Raw genomic sequence first — 19354 nt, 5'->3', positions numbered from 1 at the left:
CCCTGTGGGAAGGACCCCATGACCAGTCAGCAGCAGGATGTCTCGGCCACGGTCGCAGCAGGCGCCGATCGGGCGTTGCGCGCACTGCCCTTCGACGACGCCCAGGATTTCGCCGATGCCGAACGCGGCTTCGTCGCGGCGCTGACGCCGGGCGTGGTGACGGACGCGGCGGGCGCGGTGGTCTGGAACAGCGACGAGTTCGCCTTCCTCGACGGCGATTGCCCGCCCACGGTGCACCCGAGCCTGTGGCGGCAGTCGAAACTCTGTGCGCTGCAAGGGTTGTACGAGGTCACCGACGGCATCTACCAGATCCGCGGACTCGATCTGTCCAATATGACCCTGGTCGAGGGTGAGACCGGCGTGCTGGTCGTCGACCCGCTGATCTCGGCGGAGACCGCGGCGGCCGGGCTCGCGCTGTATCGCGAGCATCGCGGCGATCGCCCGGTCGTCGGGGTGATCTACTCGCACTCCCACATCGACCATTTCGGCGGCGTCAAGGGGGTGACCACCGAGGACGACGTCGCCGCGGGCCGGTGCCCGATCATCGCGCCGGCCGGGTTCACCGAGCACGCGGTCGAGGAGAACGTCTACGCGGGCACGGCGATGGCGCGCCGGGCCGCCTACATGTACGGCGCGGCATTGCCCCGTGGCCCACTGGGTTCGGTGGGCGCGGGCCTGGGCCCGACCACCTCGACCGGAACGCCGACGCTGATCGCGCCGACCGTTCGCGTCGACCACACCGGTCAGGCCGTCACCGTCGACGGCATCGCCATCGAATTCCAGATGACCCCCGGCACCGAGGCGCCCTCGGAGATGAACTTCTACTTCCCCGACCGCCGCGCGCTGTGCATGGCCGAGAACGCCACCCACACCCTGCACAATCTGCTCACCCTGCGCGGCGCGCTGGTGCGCGATCCGCACGTGTGGTCGAAGTACCTCACCGAGGCGATCAACCGCTACGCCGCCCGCGCCGATGTCGTATTCGCCTCCCACCACTGGCCCACGTGGGGCACCGAGCGGCTCACCGAATTCCTGTCCGTGCAGCGCGATCTCTACGGCTACCTGCACGACCAGACGTTGCGCGCGCTGAACAAGGGCGCCACCGGAATCGAGATCGCCGAGGACATCCAGCTGCCGCCCGCCATCGAGGCGGCCTGGCATACGCACGGGTACTACGGGTCGGTGAGCCACAACGTCAAGGCCATCTACCAGCGGTACATGGGCTGGTTCGACGGCAACCCGGCCAACCTGTGGCAGCACACCCCGGTGGACGCCGCGGTCCGGCACCTGGACTTCATGGGCGGCGCGGACGAGGTGGTCCGCAAGGCGCGCAAGGCCTTCGACGACGGCGACTTCCGCTGGGTCACCCAGGTGCTGAACTACGTGATCTTCGCCGAGCCCGACAACGCCGAGGCCAAGGCGCTGCAGGCCGACACCTTCGAGCAGCTCGGCTACGGCTCCGAGAACGGCACCTGGCGCAACTTCTTCCTCATGGGCGCCTACGAACTGCGCCACGGTTCGGTCGGCACCCCGACCGTCGCGGCCTCGCCCGACATCGCCGCGGAGCTGTCCGTGGAGCAGGTCTTCGACGCGATTGCGCTGCGCGTCGACGGTCCGCGCTCGTGGTCGGCGCACATCGTCATCGACTGGCACCTCACCGACACCGGCCTCGTGCACCGCACCGAGCTCCGCAACGGCGTCCTCGTGCACTTCGACGTGGAGACCGACGACCTGCCGCCCGCCGGCGTCACCTTCACCCTCACCACGGCGAATCTGCGCGCGGCCCTGCTCGGTACCGAGGATCTGTCGCACCTGATCGCCGACGGCCGCATCGTCGTCGACGGTGATCCGACCAAGCTCGCCGAACTCGTCGGCTACCTGGACAATCCGGATCCCGACTTCGCCATCGTCACCCCCTGATCCCGCCGCGACTTCCGAGGACGAAGGGGCATCGATGCTGCGATTCCTGGTTCCCCCGGCTCAGCGCAGGTCGCTGGACGAGCTCACCGGCAGCCTGGATCTGTCGGTCGGGGACAGCACGGCGAAACGATCCGCGTTCTGGGTCATGCTCGTGCTGTCGGCGGTCATCGCGATCTCCGGTGTCGTCGGTGATTCCACCGCGACGGTCATCGGCGCGATGATCGTCGCGCCGCTGTCGGTGCCGATTCTCGGGGTGGCGCTCGGCGTGGTCACCGGCCGCGCGGCGCTGGTGGGGCGCAGCGTGATCCTGGTGCTGTCGGGGGTCGTGATCGTCGTCGCGCTGGGTTTCGTGTTCGCCCAGGTGCTGCCGAATCCGGTGGATGTGCTGTCGAACGCGCAGGTCACCGGGCGCACCTCACCGAAGCTGATGGATCTCACCGCGGCGATGGCCACCGGCCTGGTCGCGGCGGTCGCGATCACCCGCCGCGACGTGGGCGACGTGCTGCCCGGCGTCGCGATCGCGATCTCGCTGGTGCCGCCGCTGGGTGTGGTCGGCGTGTGCCTGGGTTCGGGGGCGCCCTCGCTCGCGCTCGGGGCGTTCGTGCTGTTCGCGTCCAATGTCGTCGCCATGATCATCACGGCGACGGCGGTGCTGCTGATCGCCGGGTACGCGGCCGAGGCCGAGGCGGCGACGGCGCGTCGCGGTCGGGCCTACCTCGTGCTGGGTGCCGTTCTGGTGCTGGTGACGATTCCGATGGTGCTCAATTCGCTGTCCACCCTGTGGGCCGGGCAGATCGCCGACGCCGCCAGGGACTGGCTGCGCGACGAGCCGGGGGCGCAGGTGGTGAACGTGACCCTGCAGAACGACGTCGCCACCGTCTCGGTGCTCGGTCCACAACAGCTGCCGCCGGTGTCGGAACTGCAGCGCGCGGTCGACGATCTGGTGCCGTGGAACCCGGACGTCGTCGTGGTGCACACCGTCGGCGGCCGGGTCCGGCAGTAGGGCCGCCGAACTCGTCGGCTACCTCGACGACCCGGACTTTGCCCGAGGTCGTCAGCCGTCGGTGTCCAGCACGGCGCGCACGGCCTCGATCATGAGATCGGTGGCGCGTTGGAGAACCTCGGTCAGCGGCTCGCCGAATCCCGTCGCGGCCCAGTGATCGACGGCGGCGAGGTAGCCCCAGGCGGCCTGGGCGGCGGCGTAGCGGATGTTCAGGTCGATGTCGGCACGCCCGAGCCGCTGGGTGAGCAGCTCCCGGATGTGGTGTTCCAGGCCGTGGATCTGCAGCAGCTCACCGGCGCGGACCTCGGGCTCGGAGGTCATCAGCTGGACCCGCCGCCGGATGCGTTGCTCCTCGCCCGCGTGCGCCAGGGCCGCGATGACCATCGGCGCGACGGCGGCGACCGCGACCAACAGCTCGGTGGCGGTGACGGTCTCGCTGCCCGCGGTCAGGATCGTGAGGGCCTGAGTGTCGATGTGGTCCCAGACGACCAGCTGTTCCTTGGTGCCGAAGTAGCGGTAGATCGTGCTCGCCGAGACCCCGGCGGCGGCGGCGACCTGCTCGACCGACACCTTGCGATAGCCGTCGGACTCGAACAGCCCCAGGGCGACATCCTGGATTTCCAGCATCGCCTGAATCTTGCGGCGCTCCAGCAGACCGGGCGCCTGCGGCGGGCGGAGGGGATCGGGCACCCCGAAACGATACGCGAGCCCCCGGTCCTCGGCGGTCACCTCTTGCGCCCCCGGCCCGAGCGCCGCTAGCCTATGAAAGTCACTTTCAGACAGCGAGTGACATTCATCTGGGGGGCCGCTTCGGTTCACCGAGAGTGCAGGAGTCAGGGATGGGTGGAAACTCCACAGTCGGCGCCGGATCCGCGCGCCGAACCGCGCCGCGGCGGCACGATCTCGTCGTCGACGGGCGCCGCGTCGCGTACACGCAGGCGGGGGCCGGTGACCGAGTCTGCGTCCTCGTCCACGGCCTGGGCGGCTGTCGGCGGCACTGGGCCGCGACGATCCCGGCGCTGGCGCGCACGCACCGGGTCCTCGCGGTCGACCTGCCGGGATTCGGCGATTCCGAGAAACCGCGCGCCGCGACCATCGGCAACGCGGTGGCGGTGATCGACGCCCTGCGGGACCGATGCGAGGTCGAGCGGATCGATGTGGTGGGGCACTCGATGGGCACGCTGGTGGCGTGCGAGGTCGCGACGACCCTGCCGCACACGGTGGACCGAATCGTGCTGGCCGGTGGCCCGATCACCTCGGTGCTGGAGCTGTTCGCCGCGCCGATCACGACCTTGCGCCGCGACCCCGGGCTGGTGAGTTTCCTGATCGAGGCGGCCACCGCGGGAGTGCCGCTGCCCTCGTCGATCAAGGAACTGATCGTTCGGACACCCTGGGCGCGCAGGCTGGCGCTCGCGCCGTATGTGCCGCGCCCGGACGACATCCCCGCGGAGATGTTCGCGCACTTCCTCGCCGGCGTCGGCGGTTCGGGCACCCTGTCGACATTGCGGCAGGGATTCGGCTACGACTTCACCGCCGCGCGGTCGCTCACCCGTCCGACGCTGGTGATCGGCGGCGAGCTCGACCGGATCGCGCCCGCCGCCGATCTGCACGGCTTCGCCGCGGGGAACCCGGCGGTGCGGCAGGTGGTGATCCTGCCCGGCACCGGGCACCTGCCGATGCTCGAACAGCCCGAGGAATTCAATCGAACGGTGACCGGGTTCCTCTCCTCCGAATCCGCCGCAGCGGGAGCCAGGTGATCTCATGACAACGTTGCCCACCGACATCGCCGCCGATCTCCGACGTCTCGTCGAATCGGAGGATCTCGGCTCGTCCTTCTTCGCCGCCGCTGCCGACCACGCCGCCGTACCTCGGCACCGCGCCGGATGGCAGGCCCTGCACGAGTTGGAGATCCGCACCCAGGCCGGTGTCGGCGCGTTCCTCGAACGCGTCCATCCGGCCATTCCGTCGACCAATGCCGTCGCCGACACCGTCGGCCGCATCGGCGGCAGCGGATTGCACGTGTTGCCCTATGGGCTGCAACTGCGCGCGGTCCGGGAAACGACCACCCGCTACCTGCCCGCGTTTCATCGCCTCGCCCACTACTACGCCGACACCGCCGAGGCGGCGTTCTTCGACTACGTCGTCCGCCATGAACTGGCCATCATCGAATTCACCAGTCACGCCCTCGCCGACGCTCCCGCCGGTCTCGACGCCGTGCTCCGGCTGCTCGACCACCCGGTGCCGCGCACCTGAGCCCGCGATCGATCGCGGGGGCCGCCGCGGCTCAGCCGAGCAACTGGGCCTTGGCCGCGGCGAATTCGGCGTCGGAGAGGGCGCCGGCGGAGTGCAGTTCGCTCAGTTCCTTCAGCTTGGCGACCACGTCGACCGGTGCGGCGGGCGGTGCCTGCGGCGGCGGTGGCGGGGGAGCGTAGGCGGGCTGGGGTGGCGGCTGCTGGGCATAGGCCTGCTGGTCGGCGTAGGCCTGCTGCTCCGACGAGCGGCGGGCGGCGCGTTTGTTCACCGCGTTGGAGGTGGCGGTGGCCGTTCCGGCGACGACGGCGGTGCGGGCGATGGTGCCCAGCAGACCCGGTCGCCCGACGCGACCTCTACGTAGCGGCATGTCGAATCCTCCCTAGGCCGTCGCCGCGGCGGCCACCGCGGTCTCGACGGCATCGCGCGGTACCTGCACGTGCAGGGCCACCTCGCCGCGGCTGTCGCGCACCGCGGTCGCCAGCCGGGCGGCCCAGGTCTGTTCGAAGACCAGGATCGCCGCGGTGCTGCCGGGTGCCATGGAGGTGCGGACCACTTCCACATCGGCGTCGCTGACCAGGTCGATGTCGGCGGCGGTCAGCCCGGTGAGGCCGACCTCGGTGAGGTCGTCCTCGATCTCGAGTTCGGTGACCACCCCCGCCTCGTCCATCGTCAGCACGATCAGATCGAGCAGCGTCACCAGGCCGTTGCCGACCACCTCGGCGAGCGCGTCGGTGACGGCGTCGTCGACGGTGGTGCCGGGAAAGGTGAGGACGAGGAAGTCGACCGGGCCCAGCGCAGGTGTTGTTCCCATGGGGCGATCCTGCGCCGTTGCGGTGCGGTCCGCCTCACCCGATTCGGATGAACCGCGCCGCGCGCCCGACAACTAGTGTCGGCCTCGGTCCGCGCTCACCCCTGTCGGAAGGACGCCCATGAACGGCATCGTCGTCGCGGTGGTCGGTGCGCTGCTGTGCTTCTACGGGATCCGCTCGGTGCACCTGGGCATCCTGGCGATCGGCTTCGGCCTGGGCTGGCTGATCGCGGATCTGTTCAACGCCACCTTCTGGTGGTTGCTGCTGGTGGCGCTGATCGGCGCGATCTCGGCGTGGGTGGTGACCTCGCTGGTGTTCCGGTTCGCGTCGTATTTCATCGGCGGCCTGACCGGCGCGATGATCGGCGCCAAGCTGGCCACCGTGTTGCAGCCGGGGGACAAGAACGTCGCGCTGAGCATGATCGTCGCGCTGGCGATGTGCGTGGCCGGCGCCTTCCTGGCGCAGCGCTTCCGCGCCCGCGCGCTGCTGTGGCTCACCTCCATCGGCGGCGCGGGCATGGTGCTGGCGGGCCTGGGCCGGATGGACGACTCGCTGGCGTTCCTGCGCGAACCCGAGCAGGGCTGGCAGCAGATCACCTCCACCCTGGCCTGGATCGGGCTCTCGGTGCTGGGCTGGATCACCCAGCGGCATCTGTTCGCCGAGAAGCTCGGCATCGAGCACCTCGCCGGTGACGACGACCGCAAGGCGGACCAGCGCAAACGCAACGGCGGCTGGCCCACCGGGTAGCGCCTAGTCGCCCGCCGGGGCCTGCAGCGCGGGATACCAGACGTCGGTGAGCACGGCGGCGGCCTTCTCCGCGGTGACCTCGATGGTGCCCTGCATGGCCCACCGGGTGAAGAACCGCTCGAGCTGGGCGACGAGCAGCTCTATCCGCAGCCTGGCCTCGTCGCGGCGCGGTTCGGGCCAGCGGGCGAGGTAGGCGGGCATGCTGTCGGCCAGCGTCATGATGCCCTCACGCGCCACGGCCCGGAACTCCGGTTCCAGTGCGGTGGCCTCGTCCCAGGCCGGGAGCATGTCCTTGTTGGTGAGGAACCAGTAGATCGCGCGGGTCATCCACTCCGCGAACGCCTCCCGGGATCCGGTGGTGAGCACCCGGTCCAGGTCGGCGTAGAACTCGCGGACGCTGGTCAGTGTGCCCTCGTTGGCGATCGCCCGCAGCACCTCGCCCTTGCTGGTGAAGTGCAGGTAGAAGGTCGCCCGGCTGCAGCCGACGGCGGCGACGATGTCGTCGACGCGGACATCGGAGTAGCCCTGGGTCTCGAACAGCGAGCGCGCGGTGTCCACGATCCTGGCCCGGGTGAGGCGCTTCTGTTCCTCGCGCAGCGAGCCGCGGCGGCCACTGGATTCGGTCGGCATGGCTTCATCCTAGACGATCCGATCATTCACTAGACATGATGTCCAGCGAGACGCTACGCTGTGCTTCACGTCACTCGGCTGGGTCACCGTCGATCGAGCCGTTCAGGAGTTGTGCATGGATACACGCGAATTGCCCAGGGTCTGCGTCATCGGCGCCGGACCTTCGGGTATCACCGTCGCCAAGAGGCTGGCCGAGAACGGCATCCCGTTCGTCTGCTACGAGGCCTCCGACGAGGTCGGCGGCAACTGGTACTACAAGAACCCCAACGGGATGTCGGCCTGCTATCAGAGCCTGCACATCGACACCTCGAAATATCGCCTCCAGTTCGAGGACTTCCCCGCGCCCGAGGAATGGCCGCATTTCCCGCACCATTCCCAGTTGCTGCAGTACTTCAAGGACTACGTCGAGCATTTCGGCCTGCGTGCGCACATCCGCTTCGACAGCCTGGTCACCGCCGCCGAACGCGACGAGGACGGCCTCTGGCACGTCACCACGCAGGCAGGCGACACCGAGGTCTTCGACGCGCTGATCGTCTGCAACGGCCACCACTGGAATCCCCGATTCCCCGACTACCCGGGCGAATTCGACGGTGTGCTGATGCACAGTCACGCCTACAACGACCCGTTCGATCCGATCGATATGCGCGGCAAGCGGATCGTGGTGGTCGGCATGGGCAATTCCGGCCTCGACATCGCCTCGGAACTGTCCCAGCGCTTCATCGCCTCGAAGCTGTTCGTCTCGGCGCGGCGCGGGGTCTGGGTCCTGCCGAAATACGTCAACGGCGAAGTGGGCGACCGGCGTTCGATGCCGTCCTGGATGCCGCCCAAGCTGGCGCTCAAGCTCAAGCAGCGTTTCGTCCGCAAGAACCGCGGCGACATGCGCAACTACGGTCTGCCCGCCCCCGATCACGAGCCGTTCGAGGCGCACCCCTCGGCGAGCGAGGAATTCCTGCACCGGGCCGGCTGCGGCGATGTGGAATGCAAGCCCGCCATCACCCGATTAGACGGTGACACGGTGCATTTCGCCGACGGCAGCAGCGAGCGGGTCGATGTGATCGTGTGCGCCACCGGCTATCACATCAGCTTCCCGTTTCTCACCGACTCCGCGCTGGTGCCCGATGCCGCCAACCGGTTCCCGCTGTTCCAGATGATGCACAAGCCCGGGGTGGACAATCTGTTCTATCTCGGCCTGGCCCAGCCGATGCCGACGCTGGTCAATTTCGCCGAGCAGCAGAGCAAGCTGGTCGCCGCCTATCTCACCGGCCGCTATCACCTGCCCCCGCGCGAGCAGATCGATCAGGTACTCGCCGCGCAGGAGGCCGCCCGCACCGGGCGCTATTACGATTCACCGCGCCACACCATCCAGATCGAATTCGAGCCGTATGTGCGCGCGATGACCAAGGAGATCGAGCGCGGCGCGAAACGCGCCGCCGCGGCGGGCAATACGCTGCCCGTGCGCGCCAGGGCGACGGCGGAGGTGGCCCGATGAGCGCCGCCGGTTTCTGTCGCGACGAATTCGCCGCGGTCCGCGCGGCTTTCGACGAGCAGCTCGACAGCGGCGCCGAACTCGGCGCGGCGCTGTGCGTCACCGTCGACGGTGATCCGGTGCTCGACCTGTGGGGCGGCTACGCCGACGCGGGCAAGACCACGCCGTGGGCCGCCGACACCCTGGTCAACGTGTTCTCGGTGACCAAGACGATGACCGCGCTGTGCGCGCTGCTGCTCGTGGACCGGGGCGAACTCGACCTCGACGCGCGGGTGGCCGCCTACTGGCCGGAGTTCGCGGCCAACGGCAAGGAGTCCATCCAGGTCCGGCACCTGCTCTCGCACACCTCGGGCGTCTCCGGCTGGGAGAAGCCGATCGAGCTGCCCGACATCTACGACACCGAGGCCGCCGCCGCCCGGCTGGCCACCCAGGCGCCCTGGTGGGAACCGGGCACCGCCTCGGGCTACCACGCCATCAACTACGGCCACCTGATCGGGGAGCTGGTGCGCCGCATCACCGGCCGCTCGCTCGGCCGCTTCTTCGCCGAGGAACTGGCGGGCCCGCTCGGCGCCGATTTCCACATCGGCACCGGCCCCGAGCACGCCGACCGGATCGCCACCCTGATCCCGCCGGAACTGCCCGAGTTCGACCTGTCCACCCTCGATCAGGACAGTGTCCTCATCAAGACGCTCACCAGCCCGTGGCTGGAGGTGTCCGAGACCGCGACGCCGCAGTGGCGGTCGGCCGAGATCGGCGGCACCAACGGCCACGGCAACGCGCGCTCGGTGGCCCGGGTGCAGTCGCTGATCGCCAACGGCGGCGAGCTCGGAGGCAGGCGGTTCCTCGGGCCCGCCACCATCGACCAGATCTTCCGCGAACAGGCCGACGGCGTCGACCTGGCCCTGCTCACCCCGCTGCGCTTCGGCATCGGCTACGGCCTGCCCCGCCCGCAGACCTTCCCGCACATCCCCGACGGCCGGGTCTGCTGGTGGGCGGGCTACGGCGGGTCGATGGTGGTCAACGATCTGGATCGCCGGGTCACCTTCGCCTACACCATGAACCGGATGGCCACCGGCCTGATCGGCTCCGATCGCTGCGACCGGTACCTGAAGGCCACCTTCGACGCGGTGGGGGCCCTGCGATGACCATGCGCGCGATGCAGCTGACCGCCCCGGGCACCCTGGAACTGCGCACGGTGCCCGTCCCCGAGCTGGGCCCCGACGACCTGCTGCTGCGGGTCGGGGCGGCGGGCATCTGCCATTCGGATTCGTTCGTGCTGAGCCTGCCGTATCCGCTGGGCGACAAGCCGCTCACCCTCGGCCACGAGATCGCGGGCACCATCGAGGCGGTGGGCGCGCGGGTGGCGGGCCGCCGGGTGGGCGAGCGCGGCCTGGTGTATCTGTGCTGGTCGTGCGGCGAATGCCGGGAGTGCCTGCACGGCAACGAGAACGTCTGCCTGGCGGCGGGGCGCACCGCGATGCCGCCGTGCCCCGGCCTCGGTCCCGACGGCGGCATGGCCGAATACGTGCGGATCCCGGTGCGTTCGTTCGTGCCGATCGGCGAGATGGACTTCGCCCAGGCGGCCCCGCTGGCCGACGCGGCGCTCACGCCCATGCACGCGATCCGCGGCGCCATGGATCAGCTGTGGCCCGGCGCCACCGCCGTCGCCATCGGGATCGGTGGCCTGGGCCATGTGGCGGTGCAGCTGCTGAAGGCGCTCACCGAGACCAGGGTGATCGCGGTCGACGTCGACCCGGGCAAGCTGGCCCTGGCCACCGCCTGCGGCGCCGATGTCGCGCTGATCGCGGGCGCCGACACGGCGGCCGCCATCCTCGACCTCACCGGCGGCCGCGGCGCCGAAGCGGTCTTCGACTTCGTCGGCGCGGACGCCACCGCGAAGCTGGCCGTGGAGACCGTCGCGCCCAACGGCGCGTACCGGATGGTCGGGCTGGCCGGCGGCGTGCCCGGCATCGACTCCGGCCCGGCGGGCGGTCCCGGCCTGCCGTGGGGCGCCACGGTGCGCAAGTCCTACGGCGGCACCCGCGCCGATCTCGTCGACGTGATCGCGCTGGCCGCCGCGGGCAAGGTCAGCGCCGAGATCGAGCGTTTCGACCTGGCCGACGCCCGTACCGCCTTCGACCGGCTCGACGCGGGCGCGATCCGCGGCCGCGCCGTCCTCATCCCCTGATGGAGAACCAGAACATGACCGAAGTCGTAGACCCGCAGGAATTCGTGGCCAAGGTCGCCGCGGGCCTCACCGCGCCGGGCGCCCCGTTCGAGCTGACCGTCGAACCCGTTCTCGGCGTGCCGATTCCGGTGCTCGCGCGGCGCCGCCGCAGCCTGCGTGACCTGCTCGAGCACTCGCTGCGCTGGGGCGAGCGCGACTACCTGGTCACCGAGGACCGGCGCCTGTCGTTCACCGAGCACGCCGCGGCGGCCGGTGCGCTGGCCACCGCCCTGGCCACCCGGTACGGCGTCGGCAAGGGCGACCGGGTCGGCATCCTGGCCGCCAACGGCCCGGACTGGGTGATCACCTTCTGGGCGGCCCAGTGCCTGGGCGCGATCCCGGTCGGCTACAACGCCTGGTGGGCGCCGCGTGAGATCGCCTACGGCCTCGACCACGCCACCCCCGCGGTCGTGATCGCCGACGCGAAACGGGCCGCGCTGCTGGCCGCGACCGGCACCGAGATCCCCGTGCTCACCATGGAGACCGACCTGCCCGCCCTGATCGCCGAGTTCGGCGGCGGCGAGCTGCCCGCCACTCCGGTCGACGAGGACGACCCGGCGGTGATCCTCTACACCAGCGGCACCAGCGGCAAGCCCAAGGGCGTGGTGCACTCGCAGCGGAACATGGTGGCGATCAGCGACTATCACCGCTTCACCGACGCCATGCTGGCCGCCTTCACCGGGCAGCCACCGGGCGACGGGCCCAGCGACCGCCGGTACCTGGTCACCGCGCCGCTGTTCCACATCGCCAGCCTGCACAACCTCGTCATCCCGCGCCTGGTGACCGGTGCCGCCGCGGTGTTCCCGCACGGCGCGTTCGAGGTGGGCCGGGTGCTGAGCCTGGTCGAGCGCGAGCGGGTGACCAACTGGGCCGCGGTGCCGACCATGGCCTCGCGCTTGCTGGATCACGATGTGGCACAGCATGATCTGTCGTCGCTGGCCGCGCTCTCGCTCAACTCGGCGCCGTCCTCGCCCGCGCTGCTGGCCAGTCTGCGCGCGAAGATCCCGTCGCTGCAGTTCGCGCTCACCACCAGCTACGGCCTCACCGAGAGCGGCACCGCGGCCACGGTCGCCACCCCGCTGGATCTGGCCGCCGACGACGCCTCGGTCGGCCGGGCGATCTTCGGGGTGGCACTGGAGATCCGCGACGCCGACGGCAATGCCGTGCCCGACGGGGAGGAGGGTGAGATCTGCATCCGCAGCCCGTACGTCATGCTCGGCTACTGGAACGACGAGGCGGCCACCGCCAAGGCGATCGACGGCGAACGCTGGCTGCGCTCCGGTGATTTCGGCACGGTGGTCGACGGCAGGCTGACCGTGTCCGGCCGGCGCACCGACCTGATCCTGCGCGGCGGCGAGAACGTGTACCCCATCGAGATCGAGAACGTGCTCGCCGAGCACCCCGCCGTCGCCGAGTGCGCGGTGTTCGGCGTCGCACACCCCGACCTCGGCCAGGAGGTGGCGGCCGTGGTGGTCGCCGAGCCGGGCGCGGTGGACCCGGAGGAGCTGCGAGCCTTCGTCGCCGAGCGGCTCGCCTATTTCAAGGTGCCCGCCCGCTGGCGGATCACCTCGGACGCCTTGCCGCGCAACGCCACCGGCAAGGTCACTCGTCGCGATCTCGCGCTGTAGGGAGCCGGACATGTTCGACAGCATCATCAAGGGCGGCCGCTGGTTCGACGGCACCGGAGCGCCGTCGGCGATCCGCCACCTCGGCATCAAGGACGGCAGGGTCGCCGAGATCTCGGCGACCCCGCTCGACGAGACCGGCTGCGCCCGGGTCGTCGACGCCACCGGCCAATGGGTCGTGCCCGGCATGGTCGACATCCACACCCACTACGACGTGGAGGTGCTGCTGGATCCGTCGCTGTCGGAGTCGGTGCGCCATGGCGTCACGACCGTGCTGCTCGGTTCCTGCTCGCTGTCGACCGTGCACGTCGACGGCGAGATCGCCGGCGACCTGTTCGGCCGCGTCGAGGCGATCCCGCGCGCGCACGTGGTCCGCGCGATCGAGGAGACCAAGACCTGGCACAGCGCGGCCGACTACGCCGCCGCGCTCGACGCGCTGCCGCTGGGCCCCAATGTCGCGAGCTTCATCGGCCACTCCGACATCAGGTCGGCGGTGATGGGCCTGGACCGCGCGACCCGCAAGGACGTGCGGCCCTCGGAGACCGAGATCGCCGCCATGGCCGCCAAGCTCATCGAGGCGCTCGACGCCGGCTTCGTCGGGATGTCCTCGCAGCGGCTGCTGTTCGACAAGCTCGACGGCGAGCTGTGCCGCTCGCGTACGCTCCCGTCGACCTATTCGACCAGGGCCGAACGCCGGGCGCTCAACACCATCCTGCGCGTGCGCGGTCGCGCGTTGCAGGGCGGGCCCGACGTGAACCGGGCCGACACCATGCTCGCGATGGCGGCGAGCAGCATCGGCCTGTGGCGGGCGCCGCTGAAGGTGAGCCTGCTCTCCGCCGCCGACATCAAGGCCATTCCCGGTGTGGCCAAGGTCTTCCCGCTGCTGGCCCGCGCGGTCAACGCGCTGAAGGGCAACTTCCGCTGGCAGCACCTGCCGGTCCCGTTCGAGGTGTACTCCGACGGCATCGACCTGCCGATCTTCGAGGAGTTCGGTTCCGGCGCGGCCGCGCTGCACCTGGCGAACCACATCGACGAGCAGCGCCACCTCATGCAGGACGAGCAGTACCGGCGCCGGTTCCGCAAGGACTACGACCAGAAGTACGGTCCCCGCGTGTGGCACCGCGACTTCTTCGACGCCGACATCGTCGAATGCCCCGACCCCACCGTCATCGGCAAGACCTTCGGCCAGGTCGGCCTGGATCGCGGTGACCTGCACCCGGTCGACGCCTTCCTCGACCTGGTCGTCGAGCACGGCTCGAAACTGCGCTGGCGCACCACCATCTCCAACCACCGGCCGTCGGTGCTGAACGTCCTGGCCGCCGATCCCGGTGTCCAGCTGGGGTTCTCCGACGCCGGGGCGCACCTGCGCAACATGGCCTTCTACAACTTCGGCCTGCGCCTGCTGCGCCGGGTCGCCGACGCCGAGCGCGCCGGCACCCCGTTCATGACGATCGAACACGCGGTGCACCGGATCACCGGCGAACTCGCCGACTGGTACGGCATCGACGCCGGGCACCTGCGCGTCGGTGACCGCGCCGACGCCGTCGTCATCGACCCCGCGCACCTGGACGACACCCTCGACGCCTACGCCGAGGACCCGATCCCGGAGTTCGACAATCTCCCGCGCATGGTCAACCGCAACGACGCGACCGTCACCGCGGTGTTCGTGGGCGGCCGGTACGTGTTCGGCGCGGGCGCGAAGGATCCCGTGCTCGGCGCCGAGCGCACCGGCCGCTTCCTGCGCGCCGGCTAGCCGGGACGACCGCCCGCCGACTCGCCCTGGCGGCGGGCCGGTGGGCGCTCGGCCCACCTCGATCTGCGACAGTCGACGGGGAGACCGCGCGGTGCGGCCCGGACGCGCCTGTCAGCGAGAGGATCGACATGTCGGATGCGAAGCGGATCACCTGGGGCAAGCCGCGCCGGCCCAGCGACGAGGATCGCGACGCCTTGCGCGCCGACCTACTCGCCAGGGCCCGCGCGGTCCGGTCGGACGGCTGGGCGGGTCACCGCGACGCATGGCCCGCCGGTCAGGTCGCCGTCGTCGCCTACCTGCTCGGCGACACCGAAGTGCTCGCCGAGCTCGAGGAAACCGACGCGACGGTGCTGAGCCGGTTCGCCGCCGACCTGTTCGGCTTCGTCGGCGGCCGCAAGGACAATGAGAAGGGCCTGGTCCAGACCCAGGCCTGGTTCGACGAGGTCCGCGCGCTGCTGCGCTGAGCTCAGACCGTGGCGTCGGGGCGCAGCACGCAGCGGGTGGTGGAGTAGATGGTCGGCATGCACTCGTTGCAGTGGGTGCACAGCGAGCGGGTCGCGCTGTCGGTGGCCCAGCGCCGGACCAGGTCGGGCTCGCGCAGCAGCGCCCGGCCCATGGCCACGAAGTCGAAGCCGTCGTCGATGGCCTGCTGGGCGGTCGGCCGGTCGGTGATGCCGCCGAGCAGGATCAGCGGCACGGTCAGCTCCTCGCGGAACCGGCGCGCCTTGTCGGCGAGATAGGCCGGGCGGTACGGGTATTCGCGCAGGAACTGCTTGCCGACCAGCTGGAAGCCCCAGCGCGTGGGGATCGGCAGCGTCTTGGCGAAGTTCTTGCGCGGGGCGTCGCCACGGAAGATCGCCATCGGGTTCAGCAGCGAGCTGCCCGCGGTGAGCTCGATCGCGTCGACCCCGCCGTCGTCCTGCAGCCAGGTCGCCACCTGGAGCGACTCCTCGATCGAGAACCCGCCGCGCACACCGTCTTCCATGGTGAGCTTGGCCGTCACCGCCATCGTGTCGCCGACCGCGTCGCGCACGGCCCGCAGCAGTTCCCTGGCCACCCTGGCCCGGTTGACCAGCGGACCGCCGTAGTCGTCCTTGCGGCGGTTGAGGATCGGGCTCAGGAACGAGCTCGCCAGGTAGTTGTGCCCGAGGTGGACCTCCACCGCGTCGAAGCCGGATTCCCTGGCCAGCCGCGCGGCGCGGGCGTGCGCGGCGACGACCTCGGCGATGCCGAGCGCGTCGGGCACCTTGGTGAAGCGCATCCCGAGCGGGTTGAACATCCGGCTCGGCGCCAGCGCGGGCGCGCGGTTGGACGCGGCGTTGGCCACCGGCCCGGCGTGCCCCAGCTGCGCGCTGACGGCGGCGCCCTCGGCGTGCACGGCGTCAGTGAGCCTGCGCAGCCCGGGCACGGCCTCCTCCCGCATCCAGATCTGGTGCCGGTCGGTGCGGCCGCCCGGGGCCACCGCGCAGTACGCGACGGTGGTCATCCCGACGCCGCCCGCGGCCACCTCGCGGTGGAACTCGATCAGGTCGTCGGTCACCAGCGCGTCGGGGGTCCGCCCCTCGAACGTGGCCGCCTTGATCACCCGGTTCCGCAGGGTCAGCGGACCGAGAGTGGCGGGTGCGAGGACATCGCTCATGCACAAAAGTGAAACACGTTACAGTCTGGTGAGGCAATGCTTGGTGCCCACTCAGCGGACCTCCGGATACGACGAGGCCCCGCCCGACTGTGGTCGGGCGGGGCCTTCGCGATCGATCTACCAGCGGTCGGGCGTGACCGGGGCGTCCCAGGCCTTGGCGAAGCGGGTCTTGTCCTTGGTGTCGACTTCCTTGCGGCGATACACGATGTAGGGCCGGGTGAGGTAGCCGATCGGCGCGCTGAACATGTGCACCAGCCGGGTGTACGGCCAGGCCGCCACCAGGGCGAGCACCACCAGGCCGTGCAGCTGGAAGGTCCACGGCACGCCGACCATCAGGCCCGGTTCCGGGTTGATGGTGAACAGGCTGCGGAACCACGGCGAGACGGTCTCGCGGTAGTTGTAGGTGCCCCACAGCAGGTTGGACCCCCAGGTGTTGAGCAGACCGGTCACCAGCGCCAGCGTGAGCAGCGTGTACATCAGCACGTCGTTGCGGCTGGTGGCCTTGCGCACGGCGGGCACCACGATCCGGCGGTAGCACAGGATCGCGACACCGGCCACCACCATCAGACCCGCGACGGACCCCGCGCCCACCGCGACGAGGTGATAGGCGTGCTCGGAGATCCCGATCGCGCTGGTCCACGCCTCCGGAATCAGCAGCCCCATCACGTGCCCACCGAACACCCCGAGCATGCCGAAGTGGAACAGCGGACTACCCAGCTGCAGCAGCTTGGACTCGTAGATCTGCGAGGACCGGGTGGTCCACCCGAACTGGTCGAAGCGGTAGCGCCAGACATGGCCGAGCACGAAGGACGTGGCGGCGATGTAGGGCAGGATCAGCCACAGGCCTTCGGGGAGCGGGATGGTGGCGTTCATCGGCGGCCTTCCGTGGCGTCGAAGAGGACGGGGTCCATGGCGAAGGGTTCCAGCCCGACTTCCTCCTCGGGCGGGCCCTGCGCGGCGAGTTCGGCGATCCGGCGCCGGTCGGCGGTGGTCACCGGCGGCAGGGTGCTGAGCACCGCGGCCAGGACACCGCTGTAGGGGGAGTCGCTGTCGCCCAGCGACAGTCGCAGCAGCTCCAGTACCGGCACGTGCTCACCGAGCAGCCGCTCCCCGCCGACCGGGTCGACGGTGGCGGCGAACTCCAGCAGCACCGGCAGGTGGTCGGGCAGTTCCTCGTCGCCGAGTTCCACCCCCGCCTGCCGGTAGGCGTGCTTGAACCGCAGCAGCGCCATCCCGCGCTTGCGGGTGTCGCCGTAGGCGTAGAAGGTCAGGTGCAGGCTGGCGCGGCGGCGCATGTCGAAGGTCTCGACATAGCTCTGCGCGACCTCGATCGAATCGGTGTCACGCAGGTAGGCGAGCACCGCGTCGAAGTGCGCGCGCACGGTCTCGGGCAACTGCGCCGCCGCGGCGCTCAGCTGATCGACCATGGCCAGCGTCGACTCACCGGGGTAGTCCAGCAGCAGGGCCGCCAGCCGCCACACGACCCGGCGGTCGTGCTCGGACAGCTCCAGCACCGGCTGTGGCCGCTTGCGGATGGAGAGCAGGCTCATCGCTGCTCCCCTCGCGCGCGGGCGGTCACGGCGCGACTCCGCCGACGGTGGCATCGGTGGTGGCGGCGCCGTTGCCGCCACCACCGGACCCGGCGCCGTTGCCGTTGTTGCCGTTGCCGTTTCCGGTCGGCACGAGTCCGCTGGTGCTGCGCCCGTCCCAGTTGAGCAGGTTGATCCGGCCCGACTTGTCCTCCGGCGCGGCCTGATTGGTGTCGGCCAGCGAGAACTTCTCCACCACCTGGTCGAACGCGGTCATGCCGGGCCCGCCGTCGGTGTCGAGCGAGCAGCCCGTGGCCAGTGAATCCAGTTCGTGCGCACGGGAAGTGGCGCCCGAGGGGATCACGTAGCGGTGCTCGTACTTGGCGATGGCCAGGAGCCGGTACATGGCCTCGATCTCCTCGGGCTCGAGCCCGATCGAGGGCGCGATACCAGGTTCGGGCTCCTCGCCGAGGTTCACCGAGCGCATGAACGCGCGCATGCCCGCCAGGCGTTGCAGCGAGGCGCGCACCGGCCCGATCTCCCCGGCGGTGAACAGCTCCGCCAGGTATTCGATCGGGATGCGCAGCGCGTCGATGGCGCCGAACAGGTTGCCCGCGTCCTCACCGTCGTGACCGGTCTCGCTGAGCACGTCCACCACCGGCGACAGCGGCGGCACGTACCAGACCATCGGCATGGTGCGGTATTCCGGATGCAGCGGCAGCGCCAGCTGGTAGTCCACGATCAGCTTGTAGACCGGCGAATCCTGCGCGGCCTGAATCCATTCCGGCGAGATGCCGGCCTTCTCGGCCTCGGCGATGACTCGCGGGTCGTGCGGGTTGAGGAACACGCCGAGCTGCGAGGGGTACAGGTCCTTGTCGTCGGTCACCGACGCCGCCTCGAGCACCGCGTCGGCGTCGTAGAGCATCACGCCGATGTAGCGCAGCCGCCCGACGCAGGTCTCCGAGCACACGGTCGGGATGCCGACCTCCACGCGCGGGTAGCAGAAGGTGCACTTCTCCGCTTTGCCCGTCTTGTGGTTGAAGTAGATCTTCTTGTACGGGCAGCCGGTGATGCACTGGCGCCAGCCTCGGCACTTGTCCTGGTCGACCAGGACGATGCCGTCCTCCTCGCGCTTGTAGATCGCGCCCGAGGGGCACGACGCGGCGCACGAGGGGTTCAGGCAGTGCTCGCAGATGCGCGGCAGGTAGAACATGAAGGTCTCTTCGAACTCCAGTTTCACCTTGTCCTCGAGCTTGCCGAGCAAGGGGTCCTTGCCGACCGCTTCGGGACCGGAGCCCAGGTCGTCGTCCCAGTTGGCGCCCCAGGTGACCTTGGTGTCCTCACCGGTGATCAGCGACTTCGGCCGCGCGACCGGGGTGGTGTCGGTGGGCGGGGAGGCCAGCAGGTTGTCGTAGTCGTAGCTCCACGGTTCGTAGTAGTCCTCGACCGTGGGCAGGTCCGGGTTGGCGAAGATGTTCATCAGGCGCTTGAACCGCGAGCCCGACTTCAGCGACAGCTTGCCACGCTTGTTCAGCGTCCAGCCGCCCTTCCACTTCTCCTGGTCCTGGTACTGGCGCGGATAACCCTGTCCGGGACGGGTTTCCACATTGTTGAACCAGACGTACTCGGTGCCGCCGCGGTTGGTCCACGCCTGCTTGCAGGTCACCGAGCAGGTGTGACAGCCGATGCACTTGTCCAGGTTCATGACCATGGCGAGCTGAGCCATTACGCGC

The 19354-nt window shown here is 70.1% G+C and carries 19 protein-coding genes; 11 read left to right on the top strand and 8 right to left on the bottom strand.

The window, feature by feature from the left end; all coding sequences use genetic code 11:
- The first annotated feature begins 18 nt into the window (after positions 1-18).
- Both EL493_RS28890 and EL493_RS28885 read left to right on the top strand, forming a co-directional pair.
- Complete coding sequence (locus tag EL493_RS28890) at positions 19-1920, top strand: alkyl/aryl-sulfatase (protein WP_019048663.1); 1902 nt, start codon at positions 19-21, stop codon at positions 1918-1920.
- Positions 1921-1954: 34 nt separating this feature from the next.
- Positions 1955-2923, top strand: coding sequence for a DUF389 domain-containing protein (locus EL493_RS28885; RefSeq protein ID WP_019048662.1), 969 nt, complete (start codon positions 1955-1957; stop codon positions 2921-2923).
- A gap of 51 nt (positions 2924-2974) precedes the next feature.
- Here EL493_RS28885 and EL493_RS28880 read toward each other — a convergent pair whose 3' ends face one another.
- Positions 2975-3613 carry a TetR family transcriptional regulator gene (locus EL493_RS28880; RefSeq protein WP_126405932.1) on the bottom strand — a complete coding sequence of 213 codons (639 nt, stop codon included), beginning with the start codon at positions 3611-3613 and terminating at the stop codon, positions 2975-2977.
- Positions 3614-3762: 149 nt separating this feature from the next.
- Here EL493_RS28880 and EL493_RS28875 point away from each other — a divergent pair, with 149 nt between their 5' ends.
- Together EL493_RS28875 and EL493_RS28870 are read left to right on the top strand one after the other, a co-directional pair.
- Positions 3763-4680 (top strand): alpha/beta fold hydrolase, encoded by a 918-nt coding sequence (locus tag EL493_RS28875; RefSeq protein WP_019048660.1) that lies wholly within the window; start codon positions 3763-3765, stop codon positions 4678-4680.
- 4 nt (positions 4681-4684) lie between these two features.
- On the top strand, positions 4685-5176 hold the full coding sequence (locus tag EL493_RS28870; protein WP_019048659.1) for a hypothetical protein: 492 nt from the start codon (positions 4685-4687) through the stop codon (positions 5174-5176).
- Positions 5177-5207: 31 nt separating this feature from the next.
- Here EL493_RS28870 and EL493_RS28865 read toward each other — a convergent pair whose 3' ends face one another.
- Both EL493_RS28865 and EL493_RS28860 read right to left on the bottom strand, forming a co-directional pair.
- A complete protein-coding gene (locus tag EL493_RS28865) occupies positions 5208-5543 on the bottom strand; it encodes an SHOCT domain-containing protein (protein WP_019048658.1) in 336 nt (111 codons plus the stop codon).
- 12 nt (positions 5544-5555) lie between these two features.
- The gene (locus tag EL493_RS28860; RefSeq protein WP_019048657.1) at positions 5556-5987 is read right to left on the bottom strand and encodes a DUF6325 family protein; all 432 of its coding nucleotides are present in this window, start codon (positions 5985-5987) and stop codon (positions 5556-5558) included.
- A 118-nt stretch (positions 5988-6105) separates the two neighbouring features.
- Here EL493_RS28860 and EL493_RS28855 point away from each other — a divergent pair, with 118 nt between their 5' ends.
- Entirely contained in the window at positions 6106-6732 is a 627-nt protein-coding gene (locus tag EL493_RS28855; protein WP_019048656.1) for an ABC-2 transporter permease, read from the top strand.
- A 3-nt stretch (positions 6733-6735) separates the two neighbouring features.
- On the opposite strand, the gene EL493_RS28850 is transcribed toward EL493_RS28855, so the two are convergent.
- Positions 6736-7362: a TetR/AcrR family transcriptional regulator gene (locus EL493_RS28850; RefSeq protein WP_019048655.1), complete on the bottom strand. Its 627-nt coding sequence runs from the start codon at positions 7360-7362 to the stop codon at positions 6736-6738.
- 115 nt (positions 7363-7477) lie between these two features.
- On the opposite strand from EL493_RS28850, the gene EL493_RS28845 reads away from it, so the two are divergent.
- The 6 genes from EL493_RS28845 (at position 7478) to EL493_RS28820 (ending at position 14917) form a co-directional block, all read left to right on the top strand.
- Positions 7478-8851, top strand: coding sequence for a flavin-containing monooxygenase (locus tag EL493_RS28845; RefSeq protein ID WP_019048654.1), 1374 nt, complete (start codon positions 7478-7480; stop codon positions 8849-8851).
- Complete coding sequence (locus EL493_RS28840; protein ID WP_019048653.1) at positions 8848-9993, top strand: serine hydrolase domain-containing protein; 1146 nt, start codon at positions 8848-8850, stop codon at positions 9991-9993. Before EL493_RS28845 ends, EL493_RS28840 begins: the two co-directional genes overlap by 4 nt.
- A gap of 2 nt (positions 9994-9995) precedes the next feature.
- Entirely contained in the window at positions 9996-11036 is a 1041-nt protein-coding gene (locus EL493_RS28835; RefSeq protein ID WP_030200817.1) for an NAD(P)-dependent alcohol dehydrogenase, read from the top strand.
- A gap of 14 nt (positions 11037-11050) precedes the next feature.
- Positions 11051-12703, top strand: a complete 1653-nt coding sequence (locus EL493_RS28830) for a class I adenylate-forming enzyme family protein (protein WP_030200815.1) — start codon at positions 11051-11053, stop codon at positions 12701-12703.
- Positions 12704-12713: 10 nt separating this feature from the next.
- On the top strand, positions 12714-14453 hold the full coding sequence (locus EL493_RS28825) for an N-acyl-D-amino-acid deacylase family protein (RefSeq protein WP_019048650.1): 1740 nt from the start codon (positions 12714-12716) through the stop codon (positions 14451-14453).
- A gap of 128 nt (positions 14454-14581) precedes the next feature.
- Positions 14582-14917, top strand: coding sequence for a hypothetical protein (locus EL493_RS28820; RefSeq protein ID WP_019048649.1), 336 nt, complete (start codon positions 14582-14584; stop codon positions 14915-14917).
- Between the two features lie 2 nt (positions 14918-14919).
- Here the strand turns inward: EL493_RS28820 and EL493_RS28815 are convergent, their stop codons facing one another.
- From EL493_RS28815 to narH, 4 genes are all read right to left on the bottom strand, one after another.
- On the bottom strand, positions 14920-16092 hold the full coding sequence (locus EL493_RS28815) for an NADH:flavin oxidoreductase (protein WP_019048648.1): 1173 nt from the start codon (positions 16090-16092) through the stop codon (positions 14920-14922).
- A gap of 117 nt (positions 16093-16209) precedes the next feature.
- Positions 16210-16965, bottom strand: a complete 756-nt coding sequence (gene narI, locus EL493_RS28810) for a respiratory nitrate reductase subunit gamma (protein ID WP_019048647.1) — start codon at positions 16963-16965, stop codon at positions 16210-16212.
- A complete protein-coding gene (narJ, locus tag EL493_RS28805) occupies positions 16962-17642 on the bottom strand; it encodes a nitrate reductase molybdenum cofactor assembly chaperone (RefSeq protein ID WP_019048646.1) in 681 nt (226 codons plus the stop codon). The genes narI and narJ overlap by 4 nt, the downstream gene beginning before the upstream one ends.
- 25 nt (positions 17643-17667) lie before the next feature.
- Positions 17668-19347 (bottom strand): nitrate reductase subunit beta, encoded by a 1680-nt coding sequence (gene narH / locus EL493_RS28800; protein ID WP_019048645.1) that lies wholly within the window; start codon positions 19345-19347, stop codon positions 17668-17670.
- Positions 19348-19354: the final 7 nt, after the last annotated feature.

Origin of the sequence: Nocardia asteroides (assembly GCF_900637185.1) — a bacterium.
GTDB lineage: Bacteria > Actinomycetota > Actinomycetes > Mycobacteriales > Mycobacteriaceae > Nocardia > Nocardia asteroides.
The sequence above is the reverse complement of the archived record's forward strand: the minus strand, read 5'-3'. Positions and strand labels throughout refer to the sequence as shown.